The sequence below is a fragment of the Kitasatospora sp. MBT63 genome (genome assembly GCF_000710465.2).
In the GTDB taxonomy this organism is placed as follows: Bacteria; Actinomycetota; Actinomycetes; order Streptomycetales; family Streptomycetaceae; genus Kitasatospora.
Genome location: NZ_JAIZ01000166.1, coordinates 1 through 15929, shown reverse-complemented (window position 1 = coordinate 15929; position 15929 = coordinate 1). Strand labels below are relative to the sequence as shown.

The window sequence follows — 15929 nt, the reverse complement described above, 5'->3', positions numbered from 1 at the left end:
CCGGGGGGCCGCCGCAGCCGCGTTCAGCCGGCTATCCGGCGCTCCACCCCGACCCGCCGGGCCTCGCGCAGCTCGCCGTCCCGGCGCCGCCGGCGGCTCAGCACCACCCGGCGCTCGGCCGCCGTCAGCCCGCCCCACACGCCGTACGGCTCCGGTTGGGCCAGCGCGTGCTCCCGGCACTCCAGCAGCACCGGGCAGCGGGCACAGACCCGCTTGGCCTGCTCCTCGCGGGCGAGGCGGGCCGCGGTCGGCTCCTTGGACGGCGCGAAGAACAGCCCCGCCTCGTCACTGCGGCAGCCCGCCCCGGTGTGCCAGGGATTGTCGTCCAGGTGGCCCGGCTGCTGCCCCGCCGGGGCCGACGGACTGCGGCGGGCGGCGACGGCACCGGGGGCGGTGGACTCGATCGGATGCAGCACGGCGTACTCCTGACCAGGCTCAAGACTCGGGGGGAAGGCTCGCGCCCCTGTCCGGCTGCCCCGCGCTCCCCCCGCCGCGGCGTCGGCACGCCGACGCCCGGGATCACAGCCTCACAGGAACGATGTGCGAGGGGAACTACCCCGCCACCGCCCGATTCATGCACAGCGCACGCAACCGACCACGGTCTGCACTCATGGCAACGCCCGGTGCCAACCCGGCAGTTGATGCTCCACCCGGCTCCCGGGAGCGGGCCGCGGTCAGCCGTCGAGCTGCTTGCGCACCCACTCCTTGAGCTTCTTGCCACGCCGCGGCCGCGCCTCGCAGCCGCCGAACACCGCCGCGCCCTTCACCCGCACCACCGGGGCGTACGGGTCGGCCGCGGTCTGCTCCTTGACGTCGAAACCGCCGAAGATCCCCACGCCGCCGCCGTGCAGGCTGACGTTCTCCGGGACCTTGATGTCCACCCCGCCGAAGATCGCGGTCACCTCGATCACCACCTCCGGCGACTCGAAGACCGCGTCGGTCAGGTCGATCTCCACGCCGCCGAACACGGCGATCGCCCGCAGGTGCCCGCCCACCCGCCAGCGGCCCTTGCGGCTGGCCCCGCCGAAGATCGCGACCATCGACGGCGACTCGGTCCGGGCCGGCGGCCGCGGCGCGCCCTGCGGCCGGGCGGCCGCGCCCAGCGGCGGCTTCTCCATCGAGATCCGCGACGGCGCGGGCAGGTCCCTGGTCAGCGGGGCCAGCTCGCCGAAGGTCTTGGCGCTGTAGGCCGCCTCGATCCGCTCGGCGTGCTCCTCCACCGAGAGCCGGCCCTCGGCATAGGCGTCCCGCAGCAGCTCGGCGACCACCTCGCGGTCGGCATCCGAGGCGCGCAGTTCGGCCTCGGCGACCGGGTCCGCCTCGGCACGGGCCGGGGGCGCCGGCTCGGCCTTCTTCATGGGTACGGGCTGGTGCTCCGGGGCGTCCTGCGACGGCGAGTTGTCCACGGGGAAAGACTAGCCAGTCGACCCCGTGCCGAACGAGAGTTTCATTCGTCCGCGTGACTCCGGTCACGCAGGCTGACCTTCGCTCGGGCCCCCGGGCCGCTGCGCCTACCCTGGAGGGTGCTTCGTCGACGCAGCCGAAAGACTTGAGGACCTCGCCATGGCCGCCACGCCAGAGTTCGCCTACCGTGACCTGCTCCCGATCGGTGCGGACACCACGCCGTACCGCAAGATCACCTCGGAGGGCGTGTCCACCTTCGAGGCGGACGGCCGCACCTTCCTGAAGGTCGAGCCGGAGGCCCTGCGTCGGCTGACCGCCGAGGCCATGCACGACATCTCGCACTACCTGCGCCCGGCCCACCTGGCCCAGCTGCGCCGCATCCTGGACGACCCGGAGGCCAGCCCCAACGACCGGTTCGTGGCGCTGGACCTGCTGAAGAACGTCAACATCTCGGCCGGCGGCATCCTGCCGATGTGCCAGGACACCGGCACCGCCATCGTGATGGGCAAGCGCGGCCAGAACGTGCTGACCGAGGGCGGCGACGAGGCGGCCATCGCGCGCGGCGTCTTCGACGCGTACACGAAGCTGAACCTGCGGTACTCGCAGATGGCCCCGGTCACCATGTGGGACGAGAAGAACACCGGCAACAACCTGCCGGCCCAGATCGAGCTGTACGCCACCGACGGCGGCGCGTACAAGTTCCTGTTCATGGCCAAGGGCGGCGGCAGCGCCAACAAGTCGTACCTGTACCAGGAGACCAAGGCGATCCTCAACGAGGACTCGATGCTCGCCTTCCTCGAGCAGAAGATCCGTTCGCTGGGCACCGCGGCCTGCCCGCCGTACCACCTGGCGATCGTGGTCGGCGGCACCAGCGCCGAGTTCGCCCTGAAGACCGCCAAGTACGCCTCCGCGCACTACCTGGACGAGCTGCCCACCTCCGGTGACGCCGCCACCGGGCACGGCTTCCGCGACCTGGAGCTGGAGCAGAAGGTCACCGAGCTGACCCAGAAGATCGGCATCGGCGCGCAGTTCGGCGGCAAGTACTTCTGCCACGACGTCCGGGTGATCCGGCTGCCGCGGCACGGCGCCTCGCTGCCGGTCGCGATGGCCGTCTCCTGCTCCGCCGACCGCCAGGCGCTGGGCAAGATCACCGCCGAGGGGATCTTCCTGGAGCAGCTGGAGACCGACCCGGCCAAGTACCTGCCGGACACCACCGACGAGCACCTCGACGACGAGGTGGTCCGGATCGACCTGAACCAGCCGATGGCCGACGTCCGGGCGCAGCTGGCCAAGTACCCGGTGAAGACCCGCCTCTCGCTCAGCGGCACCCTGGTGGTGGCCCGCGACATCGCCCACGCCAAGATCAAGGAGCGGCTGGACCGCGGCGAGGGCATGCCCCAATACCTGAAGGACCACCCGGTGTACTACGCCGGCCCCGCCAAGACCCCCGAGGGCTTCGCCTCCGGTTCGTTCGGGCCCACCACGGCCGGGCGGATGGACTCCTACGTGGACCAGTTCCAGGCGGCCGGCGGCTCGATGGTGATGCTCGCCAAGGGCAACCGCTCCAAGCAGGTCACCAAGGCCTGCCACGAGCACGGCGGCTTCTACCTCGGCTCGATCGGCGGCCCGGCCGCCCGGCTCGCCCAGGACTGCATCAAGAAGGTCGAGGTGCTGGAGTACCCGGAGCTCGGCATGGAGGCGGTCTGGCGGATCGAGGTCGAGGACTTCCCGGCCTTCATCGTGGTCGACGACAAGGGCAACGACTTCTTCGCCGAGGTGACGGACGGGCCGCTGATCACCAGCCTGCGCGTCCGCTCCGCGGAGTAGCGGGCACGGTCGCTCCGCGGAGTAGCGGGCACAACCGCACCGCGGAGTGGACGGGCCCATCCGCAGCCGATCCCTGCCGAACGTTCGGCAGGGATCGGGTTTCGGACGAAACGCAAGGGGCCGGCGGACTCACGGCCCCGCGGATCAGGGGTGGTTGGTGATGCTGCCGAGCGGTTCGAAGACCTCGCCCGGCTTGCTCTTCACGGCCACCGGGGCCGGCTCCGGCTCGGCCGTCGGCTCGTCCTCACCGAGGGCGTCGAGAACCTCCAGAAGCGGCTGGGCGTCCTCGGCCTGCAGAGTGTGCTCGGCGGGCGCGTTCGCGGGGTGGGGCTCGGAAATCTCCGGCGCGGTGGCCGTGTTCTCGTTGTCAGCCATGAAATGACCGCCTTTCAGCTCTGGGGATACTGCCGTCCCGGCCGCACGGGCCAGGGCGCCCGGACAGTATCCTAGGGACCGTTAAATGTCTTATAAACACTCTGAGGCCTGTCCACTTCTCCAACGTTTGCGCGCTTCGCTTTAGGCTGGCGCCTCACTGTCGACCGGGGCGAGCAGCAGCTTCGGAACGGCAACGACAAGTCCAGCGGGGGACCTCCATGGAGCATCAGGAGAGGCAGCACACCGACGCGTTGCGCTTCCAGGTGCTCGGCCCGGTACAGGCGTGGCGGGACGGCCAGGCGCTCTCGCTCGGTTCGCCGCAGCAGCAGGCCGTTCTGGTGGCGCTCCTGCTCGGCCACGGCCGTCCGGTGACCACCCAGGAACTGGTGGACGGGCTCTGGGGCGACCGTCCCCCGCCGCAGGCGGTGGCCGCGCTGCGGACGTACGTCTCCCGGCTGCGCAGCGTCATCGAGCCGCACCGCGCGGTGCGCAGACCCGCCGAGATCCTGATCTCGGTGAGCGACGGATACGCGCTGCGGATTCCTCCTGAATCACTCGATCTGTCGATATTTGACGTTATGTTCGCGGATGCCGCCGCCGCTCGGGCGGCCGGACAGTTCCGTGAGTCGCACCGCCTCCTGGTCTCCGCACTCGCGCTCTGGAGCGGCCGACCGCTGGCGGGTATCCCGGGGCAATACGCCGAGTCCCAGCGCACCCGGCTCGCCGAGCGCCAGGTGGGCGCACAGGAGGAGCGCTGCGCGGCGGCCCTGGAGGTCGGCCTGCACGCCGAGGTGGTCTCGGAACTGAGCTCGCTGGCGGCCGAACACCCGCTCCGGGAACGGCTGCGCGAGCTGCTGATGCTCGCCCTCTACCGCTGCGGCCGCCAGGCCGAATCGCTCGGTGTCTACGCCGACACCCGCAAGCTGCTGATCGACGAGCTCGGGGTCGAGCCCGGGTCGAGCCTGGCCACCATGCAGTCCCGGATCCTGGCCGCCGATCCCGCGCTGATGCCGGCCACCCTGGTGGAGTCCCGGCCCGCGGACTCCGACGACGCCGCCGTCTTCGTCCCGCCGGCCCAGCTGCCCGCCGACGTCTCGGACTTCAGCGGCCGGGCCGAACTGGTCGGCGAACTCCAGGAGGTGCTGCGCGGCGGGTCCGGCCAGGCGGTCGTGGTGACCTCGCTGGCCGGGATCGGCGGCGTCGGCAAGACCACCCTCGCGGTCCACGTCGCCCACGGTCTGCGGACCGAGTTCCCGGACGGCCAGCTCTACGTCGACCTGCGCGGCGCCGGCGCGGCGCCCGCGGACCCGGCCGCCGTACTCGGCGACTTCCTCTACGCGCTGGGCGCCGCCGAGACGCCCGACTCCATCGAGCAGCGCGCCGCGCTCTACCGCTCCCTGCTGGCCGACCGGCGGATGCTGATCCTGCTGGACAACGCCCGCGACGCCCGGCAGCTCACCCCGCTCATCCCCGGGGTGTCCGGCAGCGCGGTGCTGGTCACCAGCAGGTCGCGGCTGGCCGAGCTGCCCGGCGCCCACCTGGTGGACGTCGAGGAGCTGCCCCCGGGCGAGGCTCTGGCGCTGTTCTCGGCGATCGTCGGCGAGCGACGGGTGGCGGCCGAACCCGAGGCCGCCCTCGCCGTGGTCACCGCCTGCGGGTTCCTGCCGCTCGCGGTGCGGATCGCCGCCGCCCGGCTGGCCAGCCGCCCCCGGTGGAGCGTGTCGGACCTGGCCCGGCGGTTAGCGGACCAGCGGCGTCGTCTCCACGAGCTGCAGCTGGGCAACCTCGCGGTGGAGACCACCATCGGCCTCGGCTACGGGCAGCTGCGCACCGAGGAGGCGCGGGCGTTCCGGCTGCTGTCCCTGGTGGACGCGCCCGATCTGCCGCTGCCCGCCGTCGCCGCGCTGCTCGGCACGGACGAGCAGCGGGCCGAGGGGCTCGCCGAGGCCCTGGTCGAGGCCAACATGCTGGAGTGCTTCACCCCCGGCCGCTACCGCTACCACGACCTGCTGCGGCTGTTCGCCCAGCGGCAGAACGAGCTGGCCGAGAGCGCCGACCAACAGGCGGCGCTGGTCCGGCTGCTGGACCTCGTCCTCGCCACCTTGCGCAACGCCGCCCACGCCATCGAACCCGACGACGTCCTGCCCGAACCGCTCCACCAGAGCAGCTCGAACGGGCTGTCCTTCGAGGACAGCCCGGCGGCACAGACCTGGCTGCGCGCCGAGGTGGCCCTGGTGCTGAGCGCGGTGGAGGCCGCCGTCCAGGACCGCGGGGAGCTGCTACGGCCCGCCGTCGACCTGCTGCTGGTCCTCAACACGCTGGTCGAGGATCCGACGCACGGGCAGCGGATCCGGGTCGCACTGCGCCGCGCCGACGAGAACCCCGGCTCCAAGCAGGACACCGCGGTGCTGGCCCGGATCCGGTTCGCGCAGGGCTTCCTGCAGCACGTGGCGGGCGAGTTCCAGCACGCCGAGATGTCGCTGCGCGAGAGCCTGGGCCTGCTGCCCGAGGCCGACACCACCCAGCTCCGCAGCTCGGTCGCCAACCTGCTGGCCGTGGTGCTGAGCCTGGCCGACCGGTCGGCGGAGGCGCTCCCGTTCTTCGAGCAGGCGCACGCGATCAGCCGCCGGCTCGGAGCCGCCATCGGTGAGGCCAGGCTGCTCGGCAACATCGCCCGTGCGCAGTTGGGGCTCGGCCGGGACGAAGAAGCCGTCCGCTCGGCGTGCACGGCCGTCGAGGCGGCCCGGCTCTCCGGCAATGCGCCGTGCCTCGCGGACACCCTGTACCAGCTCGGTGTGGTGCTGCGCTCGACCGGTTCGCCGGCCGAGGCCGCGGGCCATCTGCGGGAGGCGCACCAGCTGTACCGGTCGCAGCAGCACCGGATCTGGGAGGGCTACTCGCTCGCGCGGCTGGCCGCCTGTCTGAGCAGTGCCGGGCTGTACCCGGAGGCGGCCGAGGCGGCCGAGGAGTCGTTGCTGATCGCGCAGGAGATCGATGCCGCGTACTGCCAGGGCCTGGCCGACGCCGCGCTGGGCGAGGCCCTCCTGAAGCTGGGTCAGCCTGCGCGCGGGCTGGCCTGTCTTCAGGAGGCGCACTCGATCTTCACGCGGCTCGGTGTGCCGGAGGCTCTCCCCGTGCAGAGCCTCATCGACGTGCAACAGCACACCGAGCCCCTCGCACCCCCCGCGCCGTGACCCGTCCCCCAACGGGTGCATCCCCCAGCGTGAGCGTTCCCGCAGCCCCCCGGCTGCGGGAACGCTGTGCGCTTCCCCGGCGCTGACCAGAACTCTGCCAGGTCCCGATTGACATCCGATAAACGGCCCGGCGCCCCCGCATCGCCGCAGGTCAGCCGCGCCACGGTGCGCGCCATGCGGCGTGCGGCCCGGCCCTGCACCACCCCGGGCACACCCGAGTGCTTCCGCCACGCGGCGATATTCACCCCCTCGGGCACGAGTTGGCCGGAAAGGGACCCCATCGCGCAGTGATCACGCATATTCTCGAAGGCCGGTGCACGCACCGACCGGCCCGCGCGGGCCGGTCCACAGGAGTGGACGCGGCAGGTGGACGCGTCGGTACGGGACCGGGGTGGTGCACACGGGGAGTGGGACGGCCGCCGCGGGCAGGGGCAGTCGGCCGGTCGGCGGCCAGGGTGGAAAGGTGCCTTGCGAATCGTGACGACCGGACAGATATCGGACCCCGCCCAGGGCCATGGCCCGACCTCCGCGACCGCGGCCTCCCGGGAGGCCGCCCGGCTCTGCCGCCGCCGCGCCGAACGCGCCCTTCAGGCACTGGCCTTCGACTCCATCGGAACCCGCTACGGCGAGGTGTTCCCGGCGAAATCCGGCCAGCTGGCGTGCGGCGAATGGCTGCTGGACGAGCTGGAGCCCGGCGCCCGGGTGCTCGACATCGGCTGCGGCACCGGCGAGCCGACGCTCCGCCAGCTGGCCGACGGCGGACTGGCGATGACCGGCATCGACCTCTCCGACGGCATGCTGCGGCTGGCCCGGCAGGCGGTACCGCAGGCCGCGTTCCACCGGATCGACATGTACGACCTGGCCACCGAGCGGGCCGGACGGGCCTGGGCCGCACCGGAGCTGGGCCCGGCGGGCGCGGGCGCCTTCGCCGCCGCCACCGCGTTCTTCTCGCTGATCCTGCTCCCCCAGGACGAGATCCCGGTGGTGCTCGGCCGGATCCGCGAACTGCTGCGCCCCGGCGGGCTGCTGGCACTCGGCATGGTCGAGGCGGACCTCGACCACGCCCCGATCCCCTTCCTCGGCCACGAACTGAGGATCAGCGGCTACCTACGGGAGGACCTCGCGCAGGCCCTCGCCGCGGCCGGCTTCGCGGTGGAGTCGGGTTCCGGCCATCCGTACGCACCGGCCAGCACCACCCTGCCCCCCGAGGAGCAGCTGTTCCTGCGATGCCGGCGAGTCAGCTGACCAGTCCTCCTCCTCGACACCTCCAGAACGGGCGGCCCGTGCGCGACCATCCGACCCCCACCGCGGCGCAGCCGCCGGCCGTCCCCGTCCAGCGGCACCCGCCACCACCCCAGGACCCGCCGGACCAGCCGGACAGGCCGGCCGACCGGCCGGACGGACCGGCGGACCGGCTGCTGCTGGCCGAGCGGCTCGCCTACCTGGACGGCGCCGCCCGCCGGATCAACAGCTCGCTCGACCTGCCCGCCACCCTGCGCGACCTCGGCCGGGTGCTGGTGCCCGCGCTCGCGGACGCGGCCGTGGTGCTGCTGCGCGACCCGCTGCCCGAGGTGGACCGCGACCCCGGGATCCCCACCTCGCTGCTGATCCACCACACCCAGGGCACCCGGCTCGGCCGTGGCTGCGGACCGCGTCCGGTCCGTCCCGGCGGCCCGCTCGCCCGGGCGCTGGCCCTCCCTGCACCGGTGGGGCCGATGGTCCTCGGTGCGGCCCCGGCGGGCCCGCACCACCCGCTGCCGGCCGAGCTGCTCGGCGGGCGCACCCTCGGCCGGCTGCGTCCCGGCACCGCGCTGCTGGCGCTGCCGCTGCGCGGCCGCAAGTCGGTCCTCGGCATGCTGCTGCTGATCCGGCGGCCCCGGCAGGACAAGCCGGCCCGCTTCGACGCCGCCGACACCGCGACCGCCGGCCATCTGGCCACCCAGGCCGGGCTGGCGGTGGACACCGCCCTGCGGTACTCCCGCGAGTGGGAGATCGCCGACGAGTTGCAGCGCTCGATGCTGCCGGCGCACCTGCCGCAGCCGCACGGCGTCCGCCTCGCGCACCGCTACCTGCCCGGTGAGAGCGGCGCCCAGGTCGGCGGCGACTGGTACGACTCGATCCCGCTGCCCGGCAACCGGGTCGCCCTGATCGTCGGCGACGTGATGGGCCACTCGCTCACCTCGGCCGCCATCATGGGCCAGCTGCGCACCAGCGCCCAGACCCTGGCCGGCCTGGACCTGCCGCCGCACGAGGTGCTGTACCACCTGGACGAGCAGGCGCAGCGGCTCGGCCAGGAGCAGCACCTGGCCACCTGCGTGTACGCGGTCTACGACCCGATCGCCAACCGGGTGGTGCTGGCCAACGCGGGCCACGTACCGCCGGTGCTGGTCCAGCCGGACGGCCGCAGCGAACTGCTCGACCTGCCGTCGGGGGCGCCGATCGGCGTCGGCGGGGTCGACTTCTCCTCGGTGGAGCTGCCGGCGCCGCCCGGCTCGGCGCTGCTGCTGTTCACCGACGGCCTGGTGGAGTCCCGGCGGCGTCCGCTGTCGACCGGCCTGGAGCTGCTGCGCAGCCGGCTGGCCTCGACCCACCGGCACACGCCCGAGCAGCTCTGCCAGGAGGCGCTGCGGATCCTGCCGCCCGGGGACCGCGGCGACGACATCGCGTTGCTGGCGGCCGCCTTCGACGGCATCCCGGCCGAGGACGTGGCGTACTGGTTCCTCCAGCCGCGGCACGAGACGCCGAGCCGGGCCCGTCGGCTCGCCTCGCACGCGCTGCGCCGCTGGGGTCTGGAGGGGCTGGCGGAGAGCACCGAGCTGATGGTCAGTGAGCTGGTGACCAATGCGATCCAGCACGCCACCCGCCCGGTGACGCTGCGGCTGGTGCGGACCTCGCTGCTGCGCTGCGAGGTCGGCGACGACAACGCGGCGCTGCCGCGGCCTCGCCGGGCGGGGCCGCAGGACGAGCGCGGCCGCGGGCTGCAGATAGTGGCCCGGTGCGCGGACCGCTGGGGTGCGACCCGGCTCGGGGCCGGCAAGGTCGTGTGGTTCGAGCAGCGGCTGCCGTAGCCCGTCCGCGTCCGGATTCCCGGCCCGGCGTTTGCTCCACCGGTTGGTGCACGATCCGGCGCCGGAACGGGTAAGGGGAACATGCCGGTCCGGTACGGAGCGTCGCAGGTCATGGTTCCGTCCTGCCGTACCGATGGGAACCGTGGAGCGGCGGCGAGGACTGGAGCCAGGGTGAGCCGAGCAGACGGAACGGGCGCAGCGGACGGCGGGAGCGGAACGGACCGTCAGGGCGGGCCGGGGGCTCCCTGTCCCCACCACCACCCGGGCGCGGAGCAGGACGGGCACCACGACCACCACTGCGGCCCGCACGACCACTGCGGCCCGGGCGACCACTGCGGGCACGGCGACCATGGTGGCCAAGGCGGGCTGCACGAGCACGGCGAGCATCCCGATTCGGACGCCGCCAAGGTCGCCGTCCACCTCGGGCTGGGCTCCGGGTTGAGCATCGAGGCCGAGATGCACACCGCGGGCAGCAGCGGCCCGTTGCTGCCCGCGGCCTTCGCCATCCTGATCGTCAGCCTCGCGCACCTGTGCCTGGCGGTCGGGATGGCGGCGGCCGCGGTCTGGGCCGGCGCCCCCGACTACCTGTGCGTGGTGGCCGGTGCGGCGGGGCTGGGGGTGGCCTGGCTGCTCACCCGCGACACCTTGCAGGCGGCGGGCACCGTACCGCTGCCGCCGGAGCCCCGGCCCGACCCGGAGCCCGGGCAGGCGGAAGCCTCCGTCCTGCCGGCACCGAGGACGGCGGCGCAGGCGGCGGCGCAGGATGCCGCGCCCGACCCCGGCACCGGCCTCGCCTCCGGCCCCGGCCCCGATCCCGGGTCAGCCGAACTCCCGTGAGACCTTGACCAGCTGTTCCAGCGCGAGCAGCACCTGCGGCCCCAGCACCGCCTCGGCGAGGGCCGGCCGGTGCCGCAGCCGGAGCACGGCGCGCAGCACGTCGGCGTGGTTGAGCAGGCGCAGCGCGTCCAGGTACTCGCCGGCCTCGGCGGGGGCGCCGGCCTGGTGGCTGCGGTGCCAGGCCGCCAGGACCGCCTTCACCACCGTGAACATCATCCGGCGGCCGCGGACCAGTTCGGCCCGGGAGTTGAGGGCGAACACGTCGATGGTCGCCTCGCCCTTGGGTGTGAGCGGGTCGTACGCGCCGGACTCCAGGTAGAGCATCAGGTGGTCGGCCGGGTCCTCGCGGGAGGGGTCGACCAGCAGGTGTGCGCCGGTGACCGGGTCGAGCGGGAAGCGGTCGCGTTTGTGGTTGCTGTTGCAGTGGGCGCAGGCGAGCAGGTGGTTCTGCCAGTCGAAGGTGCGCAGCGGGGCCCGGGCGATCGGCTCGAAGTGGTCGATGTCGGTGCCCAGGTTGTCCCCGCAGTACATGCACCGCTCGAGGCCGGGCGCCATCTGCCGGAGCATCAGGCGCAGCTGGGCCTTGGGCTGGCGGGCGTTGCGCCAGGCGGCGCGGCCGGTGGCGGTGGTGGGTCCGGCGGTGTCGATCGCCCGGGTGCGGCGCTCCAGTTCGGCCAGCAGGGCGGGCCTGAGCGGCGGCCGCTGGAGCGGGATCACCGGTCCCGGCCGAGCAGGCGGGCGGTGGCCTCGTCGGCCCGGGCGGTGAGCGAGCTGTTGAGCTTGGCGCCGAGTTCGCGGTACTCGGCGAGTTCGGCGGCCGAGGCGTCGCCCGCGTAGAGCTTGCGCTCGAGGCGGACCAGCAGCCGGCGTTCGGCCTCGGCGGCGGGCGAGTAGGCGCTGGTGAGGCCGAACAGTTCGGACAGTGCGGTGTCGTCGCCGCTGCCGTAGAGGACCCGCTGGTGCAGATCCTCGCCGAGCAGCCGGGGGCCGGCGGGTTCGTCGTCGGGGCCGGCCAGCCGGATCAGCGCGCCGGGGTCGGCGGCCTGGCAGACGTACGGGCTGTGGGTGGCCACGATGAACTGGACCTGCGGGAAGTGGGTGGTGAGCCAGGTGCCGATCCGCTGCTGCCAGACCGGGTGCAGGTGGCTGTCGACGTCGTCGATCAGCACGGTGGCGCGGACCGGCAGGGTGGGGACGCCGTCGACGTCCTCGGGGCGGGTGCGGCGGGTGACGGCGGCCAGTTCGGTGACCAGGGCGGTCAGCCGGGCGACGCCGTCGCCGAGTTCGGCGAGCGGCAGGGCGAGGCCGGCGCGGCGGACCCAGGGCGTTTCGGTGTGTGCGGGGTCGAGCCGCCAGCCGTCCGGCAGCAGGCCGTCCTCGACCAGGGCGGCGGCGGCACCGCGGATCGGGGCGGCCGCGGGGGGCCGGGTCGGCCCGAAGTAGCGGTGGCGGGCGGAGAGCGGTCCGCTGCGTTCGGCCCTCGGTACGGCGCCGGTGATCCGCCAGGTGGCGCCGCCGTTGAGTTCCACGGCTCCGCCGGGGTGGCCGGCGGCCAGCCAGCGATCGGCGGCCACCGCGGGGTGGGCGCCGAGGGCCAGGGCGACGGCCTGCAGCAGGGTGGTCTTGCCGGAGCCGCCCGGCCCGGCGAGGACGGTCCAGCCGGCCGCCGTACCATCCGGCCGGGCGAGGTCGAGGTCGACCTCGCGCGGACCGCTGAAGCACTTCAGGCCGGACACCTTGATCCGGGAGACGTCCACGGCACCCCCTCAGGCTGGAACCACCCATCCAGGTATGCCCGGTGGATCACTCCACGATGCGCACCGGGAGCTCCCGCAGCACTTCGCGCAGTTCGGCGGCGAAGCGGTCGTACTCGGCGGAGCGGGCCGAGCCGGCCCGGGTGGCGAGGCCGATCCGGCGGCCGGGGGCGGGGTCGGCGAAGCGGACGGTGGCGAGCCGGTCGGTACGGCCGGCCTCGACGTCCAGGGCGGTGGCGGGCAGCAGGGTGACGCCGAGTCCGCCGGCCACCAGCTGGACCAGGGTGGACAGGCCGGCCGCCCGGGTGGAGCCGCCGCCGGGGTCGGCGCCGATCTCGCGGCAGATGTCGAGTGCCTGGTCGCGCAGGCAGTGGCCCTCCTCCAGCAGCAGCACGTCGAGGTCGAGCAGCACGTCGCGGGCCACGTCGCGGCGGCCGGCCAGCTCGTGGGAGGGCGGGGTGACCAGGACGAAGTCCTCTTCGAAGAGCGGGATGTCGTGGGTCGGGGCGGCGCCGCCGGTGGGCAGCGCGAGCAGCAGCAGGTCGAGCCGGCCGGTGGCCAGGCCCTCCTGGAGCGAGGGGGTGCGCTCCTCGTGGACGTGCAGTTCGAGGTCGGGGTGGCTGCTGCGGACCAGCCGGAGCACGGCGGGCAGCAGGTACGGTGCGACGGTCGGGATCACGCCGAGGTGGAGCGGTCCGGTGAACGGCCGGCGGGCCGCCTCGACCTCCTCGGTCAGTGCGTGCAGGGAGGACAGCACCCGGCGTGCGTGCCCGGCGACGCGCTCCCCCAGCGGGGTGATGATGACTCTCCGTGTCGTACGCTCCACCAGCTGGGCCCCGAGCGCCTCCTCCAGCGCGGCGACGGCGCCGGACAGCGCGGGCTGGCTGGCGCCGATGGCGGCGGCGGCCTCCCGGAAGTGCCGGTGCTCGGCCACGGCCAGGAAGGACCGCAGCTGGGCGACGGTGGGGGTGCGCGGGGAACGGGGTGTGGTGATCGACACACCGGGGTCGGGTTTGCGGGAGCGGTCCGTGCGGGGGGCCGGGCGATGAGTACTGATAGCTCTCTCCGATCAGATGCATCGAGTCTAGCTATTTCCCTGATCAGTGCCGGTTGTGTAACCCTGGAACGCGTCCGAAACCGTCGAATCACAGGCAGATCGGACGAAAACCCCTCGATTTCTCACACCAGGAGAAGTGAACGTGCTCACGATCGGTGACAAGTTCCCCGAGTTCGACCTCAAGGCCTGCGTCGACCTCGACCCCGCGAGCGCCTTCGCCGACATCAACCACAAGTCCTACGAGGGCAAGTGGAAGATCGTCTTCTTCTGGCCGATGGACTTCACCTTCGTCTGCCCGACCGAGATCGCCGCGTTCGGCAAGCTGAACGAGGAGTTCGCCGACCGCGACGCCCAGATCCTGGGTGTCTCCGGCGACTCGGAGTTCGTCCACCACGCCTGGCGCAAGGACCACAAGGACCTGCGCGACCTGCCCTTCCCGATGCTGGCCGACGTCAAGCACGAGCTGATGCAGGACTGCGGCGTCGAGGCCGCGGACGGCACCGCCCAGCGCGCCGTCTTCATCGTGGACCCGAACAACGAGATCCAGTTCGTCATGGTGACCGCCGGCTCCGTCGGCCGTAACCCCAAGGAGGTCCTGCGGGTGCTGGACGCCCTGCAGACCGACGAGCTGTGCCCCTGCAACTGGACCAAGGGCGAGGACACCCTCGACGCCCAGGCCCTGCTGGCCGGCTGACCGATGGCCCTCGACGAACTGAAGGCCGCCCTCCCGGACTACGCCAAGGACCTCAAGCTCAACCTGAGCGCGGTCATCGGCAACTCCGACCTCCCCGCCCAGCAGCTCTGGGGCACGGTGCTGGCCTGCGCGATGGCCACCCGCTCCCCCTCGGTGCTGCGCGAGCTGGAGCCCGAGGCCAAGGCGAACCTCAAGCCGGAGGCGTACAACGCCGCCAAGGGCGCCGCCGCCGTCATGGGGATGAACAACGTCTACTACCGGACCCTGCACCTGCTCTCCGACAAGGAGTACAGCAGCATGCGGGCCGGTCTGCGGATGAACATCATCGGCACCCCGGGCGTCGAGAAGGCCGACTTCGAGCTCTGGTGCTTCGCGGTCTCCGCGATCAACGGCTGCGGCCAGTGCCTCGACTCGCACGAGGCCGTGCTGCGCAAGGCCGGCGTCGAGCGCGAGGTCATCCAGGCCTCCATGAAGATCGCCGCGGTCGTCCAGGCCGTGGCCGCCACCCTCGACTCCGAGGCAGTGCTGGCCGCGCTCTGAGCGCACCGCGGGATCGACACCGCAGGACAGAACGAGGGGCCCCGCCGGACGGCGGGGCCCCTCGGGCGTTCGGCGGGCCGGGCTCAGCCGGTGGTGGCGGGCGCGCCCTCGGCCTCCGCCTCCGCCTCGGCCTCGGCCTCGGCCTCGGCCGCCTCCCGGGCGGCCTCCAGGGCCACGAAGACCTCCAGGCCCGCCGCGTTGCGCCGGCGCAGGTGCCCGACCACCGTGTTGGTGACCGCGATCAGCGGCACCGCGACGATCGCCCCGGCGATCCCGCCGACGATCGAGCCCGCCGCGACGCCGAGCACCACACCCAGCGGGTGCACCCGCACGGCCCGGCCGAGGATCAGCGGCTGCAGGATGTGGCCCTCGATCTGCTGCACCGCGACCAGCACCACCAGCACCATCAGCGCGGTGAACGGCCCCACCGTGACCAGCGCGATCAGCACCGCGATGGTGCCGGTGACCAGCGCGCCGACCAGCGGCACGAAGGCCCCGAGGAAGATGATCACGGCCAGCGGCAGCGCCAGCGGCACCCCGAGCAGCTGGATGCCGATGCCGATGCAGAGCGCGTCGATGAAGGCGACGAAGACGGTCCCGCGCACGTACGCCGTCAGCGTGGCCCACGCCTTCGGGCCGGCCCCCGCCATCGCGTACCGGGAGCGGCTGGGCAGGCCGCGCAGCGCCCAGCCCCAGATCCGGGCGCCGTCGTAGAGCAGGAAGAAGGTGGTGAAGGCGGCCAGCACCACCCCGGTCAGCACCTCGACGGCGATGGTCACACCGGTGAAGCCGGCCGAGGTGATCTGCTCCGAGTTGGTACCGATCGCCGTGGAGATCTGCCGGGCGAAGTCCTCGATCTGCTGCTGGGTCAGGTGCAGCGGGCCGTCCACCAGCCAGTCGCGCAGCTGGTTGACACCGGCCTGCACCTTGCGGGTGACCGACTCCAGGTTGGTGCTCCCCTGCCACACCACGAACCAGCCGACCAGGCCGATGCCGGCGATGCCGCTGAGGAAGGTGCCCGCCGCCGCCAGCGAACGCGGCACCCCCAGCCGCCGCAGCCAGGAGACCGTCGGCTCGAGCAGCGCGGAGATCAGCAGGGCGGCCAGCACCGCGAAGGCGACCAGCCGCAGCATGTCGACGACCCGGAAGAGCACGTACAGGGCGACCCCGAGCAGCAGC

14 protein-coding genes are annotated in these 15929 nt (G+C 73.2%); 7 read left to right on the top strand and 7 right to left on the bottom strand.

Annotation, left to right across the window (positions count from 1 at the left end; all coding sequences use genetic code 11):
• Positions 1–23: 23 nt before the first annotated feature.
• Complete coding sequence (locus AA75_RS11160) at positions 24–329, bottom strand: WhiB family transcriptional regulator (RefSeq protein ID WP_149038069.1); 306 nt, start codon at positions 327–329, stop codon at positions 24–26.
• Between the two features lie 345 nt (positions 330–674).
• Entirely contained in the window at positions 675–1358 is a 684-nt protein-coding gene (locus AA75_RS11155; protein WP_051812125.1) for a DUF1707 domain-containing protein, read from the bottom strand.
• Positions 1359–1563: 205 nt separating this feature from the next.
• Between AA75_RS11155 and AA75_RS11150 the strand changes: the two genes are divergently transcribed.
• A complete protein-coding gene (locus AA75_RS11150; protein ID WP_033819737.1) occupies positions 1564–3231 on the top strand; it encodes a fumarate hydratase in 1668 nt (555 codons plus the stop codon).
• Positions 3232–3375: 144 nt separating this feature from the next.
• On the opposite strand, the gene AA75_RS11145 is transcribed toward AA75_RS11150, so the two are convergent.
• The gene (locus AA75_RS11145) at positions 3376–3606 is read right to left on the bottom strand and encodes a hypothetical protein (protein WP_033819736.1); all 231 of its coding nucleotides are present in this window, start codon (positions 3604–3606) and stop codon (positions 3376–3378) included.
• Positions 3607–3824: 218 nt separating this feature from the next.
• On the opposite strand from AA75_RS11145, the gene AA75_RS11140 reads away from it, so the two are divergent.
• The 4 genes from AA75_RS11140 to AA75_RS11125 all read left to right on the top strand — a co-directional run bounded on the left by AA75_RS11140 (position 3825) and on the right by AA75_RS11125 (position 10705).
• Positions 3825–6800, top strand: a complete 2976-nt coding sequence (locus AA75_RS11140; RefSeq protein WP_033819735.1) for an AfsR/SARP family transcriptional regulator — start codon at positions 3825–3827, stop codon at positions 6798–6800.
• A gap of 594 nt (positions 6801–7394) precedes the next feature.
• A complete protein-coding gene (locus tag AA75_RS11135; protein WP_051812128.1) occupies positions 7395–8045 on the top strand; it encodes a trans-aconitate 2-methyltransferase in 651 nt (216 codons plus the stop codon).
• Positions 8046–8083: 38 nt separating this feature from the next.
• Positions 8084–9868: a SpoIIE family protein phosphatase gene (locus tag AA75_RS11130; protein ID WP_051812124.1), complete on the top strand. Its 1785-nt coding sequence runs from the start codon at positions 8084–8086 to the stop codon at positions 9866–9868.
• A gap of 171 nt (positions 9869–10039) precedes the next feature.
• Positions 10040–10705 (top strand): hypothetical protein, encoded by a 666-nt coding sequence (locus AA75_RS11125; protein WP_033819734.1) that lies wholly within the window; start codon positions 10040–10042, stop codon positions 10703–10705.
• Here the strand turns inward: AA75_RS11125 and AA75_RS11120 are convergent.
• From AA75_RS11120 to AA75_RS11110, 3 genes are read right to left on the bottom strand one after another with little or no spacing between them, the layout of a single operon-like run.
• Positions 10688–11422, bottom strand: coding sequence for an HNH endonuclease (locus AA75_RS11120; RefSeq protein ID WP_199520302.1), 735 nt, complete (start codon positions 11420–11422; stop codon positions 10688–10690). The genes AA75_RS11125 and AA75_RS11120 overlap by 18 nt on opposite strands.
• The gene (locus AA75_RS11115; RefSeq protein WP_033819733.1) at positions 11419–12462 is read right to left on the bottom strand and encodes an AAA family ATPase; all 1044 of its coding nucleotides are present in this window, start codon (positions 12460–12462) and stop codon (positions 11419–11421) included. The genes AA75_RS11120 and AA75_RS11115 overlap by 4 nt, the downstream gene beginning before the upstream one ends.
• A 46-nt stretch (positions 12463–12508) precedes the next feature.
• Complete coding sequence (locus AA75_RS11110) at positions 12509–13459, bottom strand: LysR substrate-binding domain-containing protein (RefSeq protein WP_233288988.1); 951 nt, start codon at positions 13457–13459, stop codon at positions 12509–12511.
• 199 nt (positions 13460–13658) lie between these two features.
• On the opposite strand from AA75_RS11110, the gene AA75_RS11105 reads away from it, so the two are divergent.
• Positions 13659–14210 carry a peroxiredoxin gene (locus tag AA75_RS11105; protein ID WP_033819747.1) on the top strand — a complete coding sequence of 184 codons (552 nt, stop codon included), beginning with the start codon at positions 13659–13661 and terminating at the stop codon, positions 14208–14210.
• A 3-nt stretch (positions 14211–14213) separates the two neighbouring features.
• Positions 14214–14750, top strand: coding sequence for an alkyl hydroperoxide reductase (locus AA75_RS11100; RefSeq protein WP_033819732.1), 537 nt, complete (start codon positions 14214–14216; stop codon positions 14748–14750).
• A gap of 83 nt (positions 14751–14833) precedes the next feature.
• Here the strand turns inward: AA75_RS11100 and AA75_RS11095 are convergent.
• A partial coding sequence (locus AA75_RS11095) for an AI-2E family transporter (protein ID WP_033819731.1) occupies positions 14834–15929 on the bottom strand: 1096 nt, incomplete at its 5' end.

Excerpts from the sequence above, each read along its gene's own strand:
- AA75_RS11150 (WP_033819737.1), top strand. The coding sequence starts at position 1,564 with ATGGCCGCCACGCCAGAGTTCGCCTACCGTGACCTGCTCCCGATCGGT.
- AA75_RS11145 (WP_033819736.1), bottom strand. The coding sequence starts at position 3,606 with ATGGCTGACAACGAGAACACGGCCACCGCGCCGGAGATTTCCGAGCCC.
- AA75_RS11100 (WP_033819732.1), top strand. The coding sequence starts at position 14,214 with ATGGCCCTCGACGAACTGAAGGCCGCCCTCCCGGACTACGCCAAGGAC.
- AA75_RS11155 (WP_051812125.1), bottom strand. The coding sequence starts at position 1,358 with ATGAAGAAGGCCGAGCCGGCGCCCCCGGCCCGTGCCGAGGCGGACCCG.
- AA75_RS11140 (WP_033819735.1), top strand. The coding sequence starts at position 3,825 with ATGGAGCATCAGGAGAGGCAGCACACCGACGCGTTGCGCTTCCAGGTG.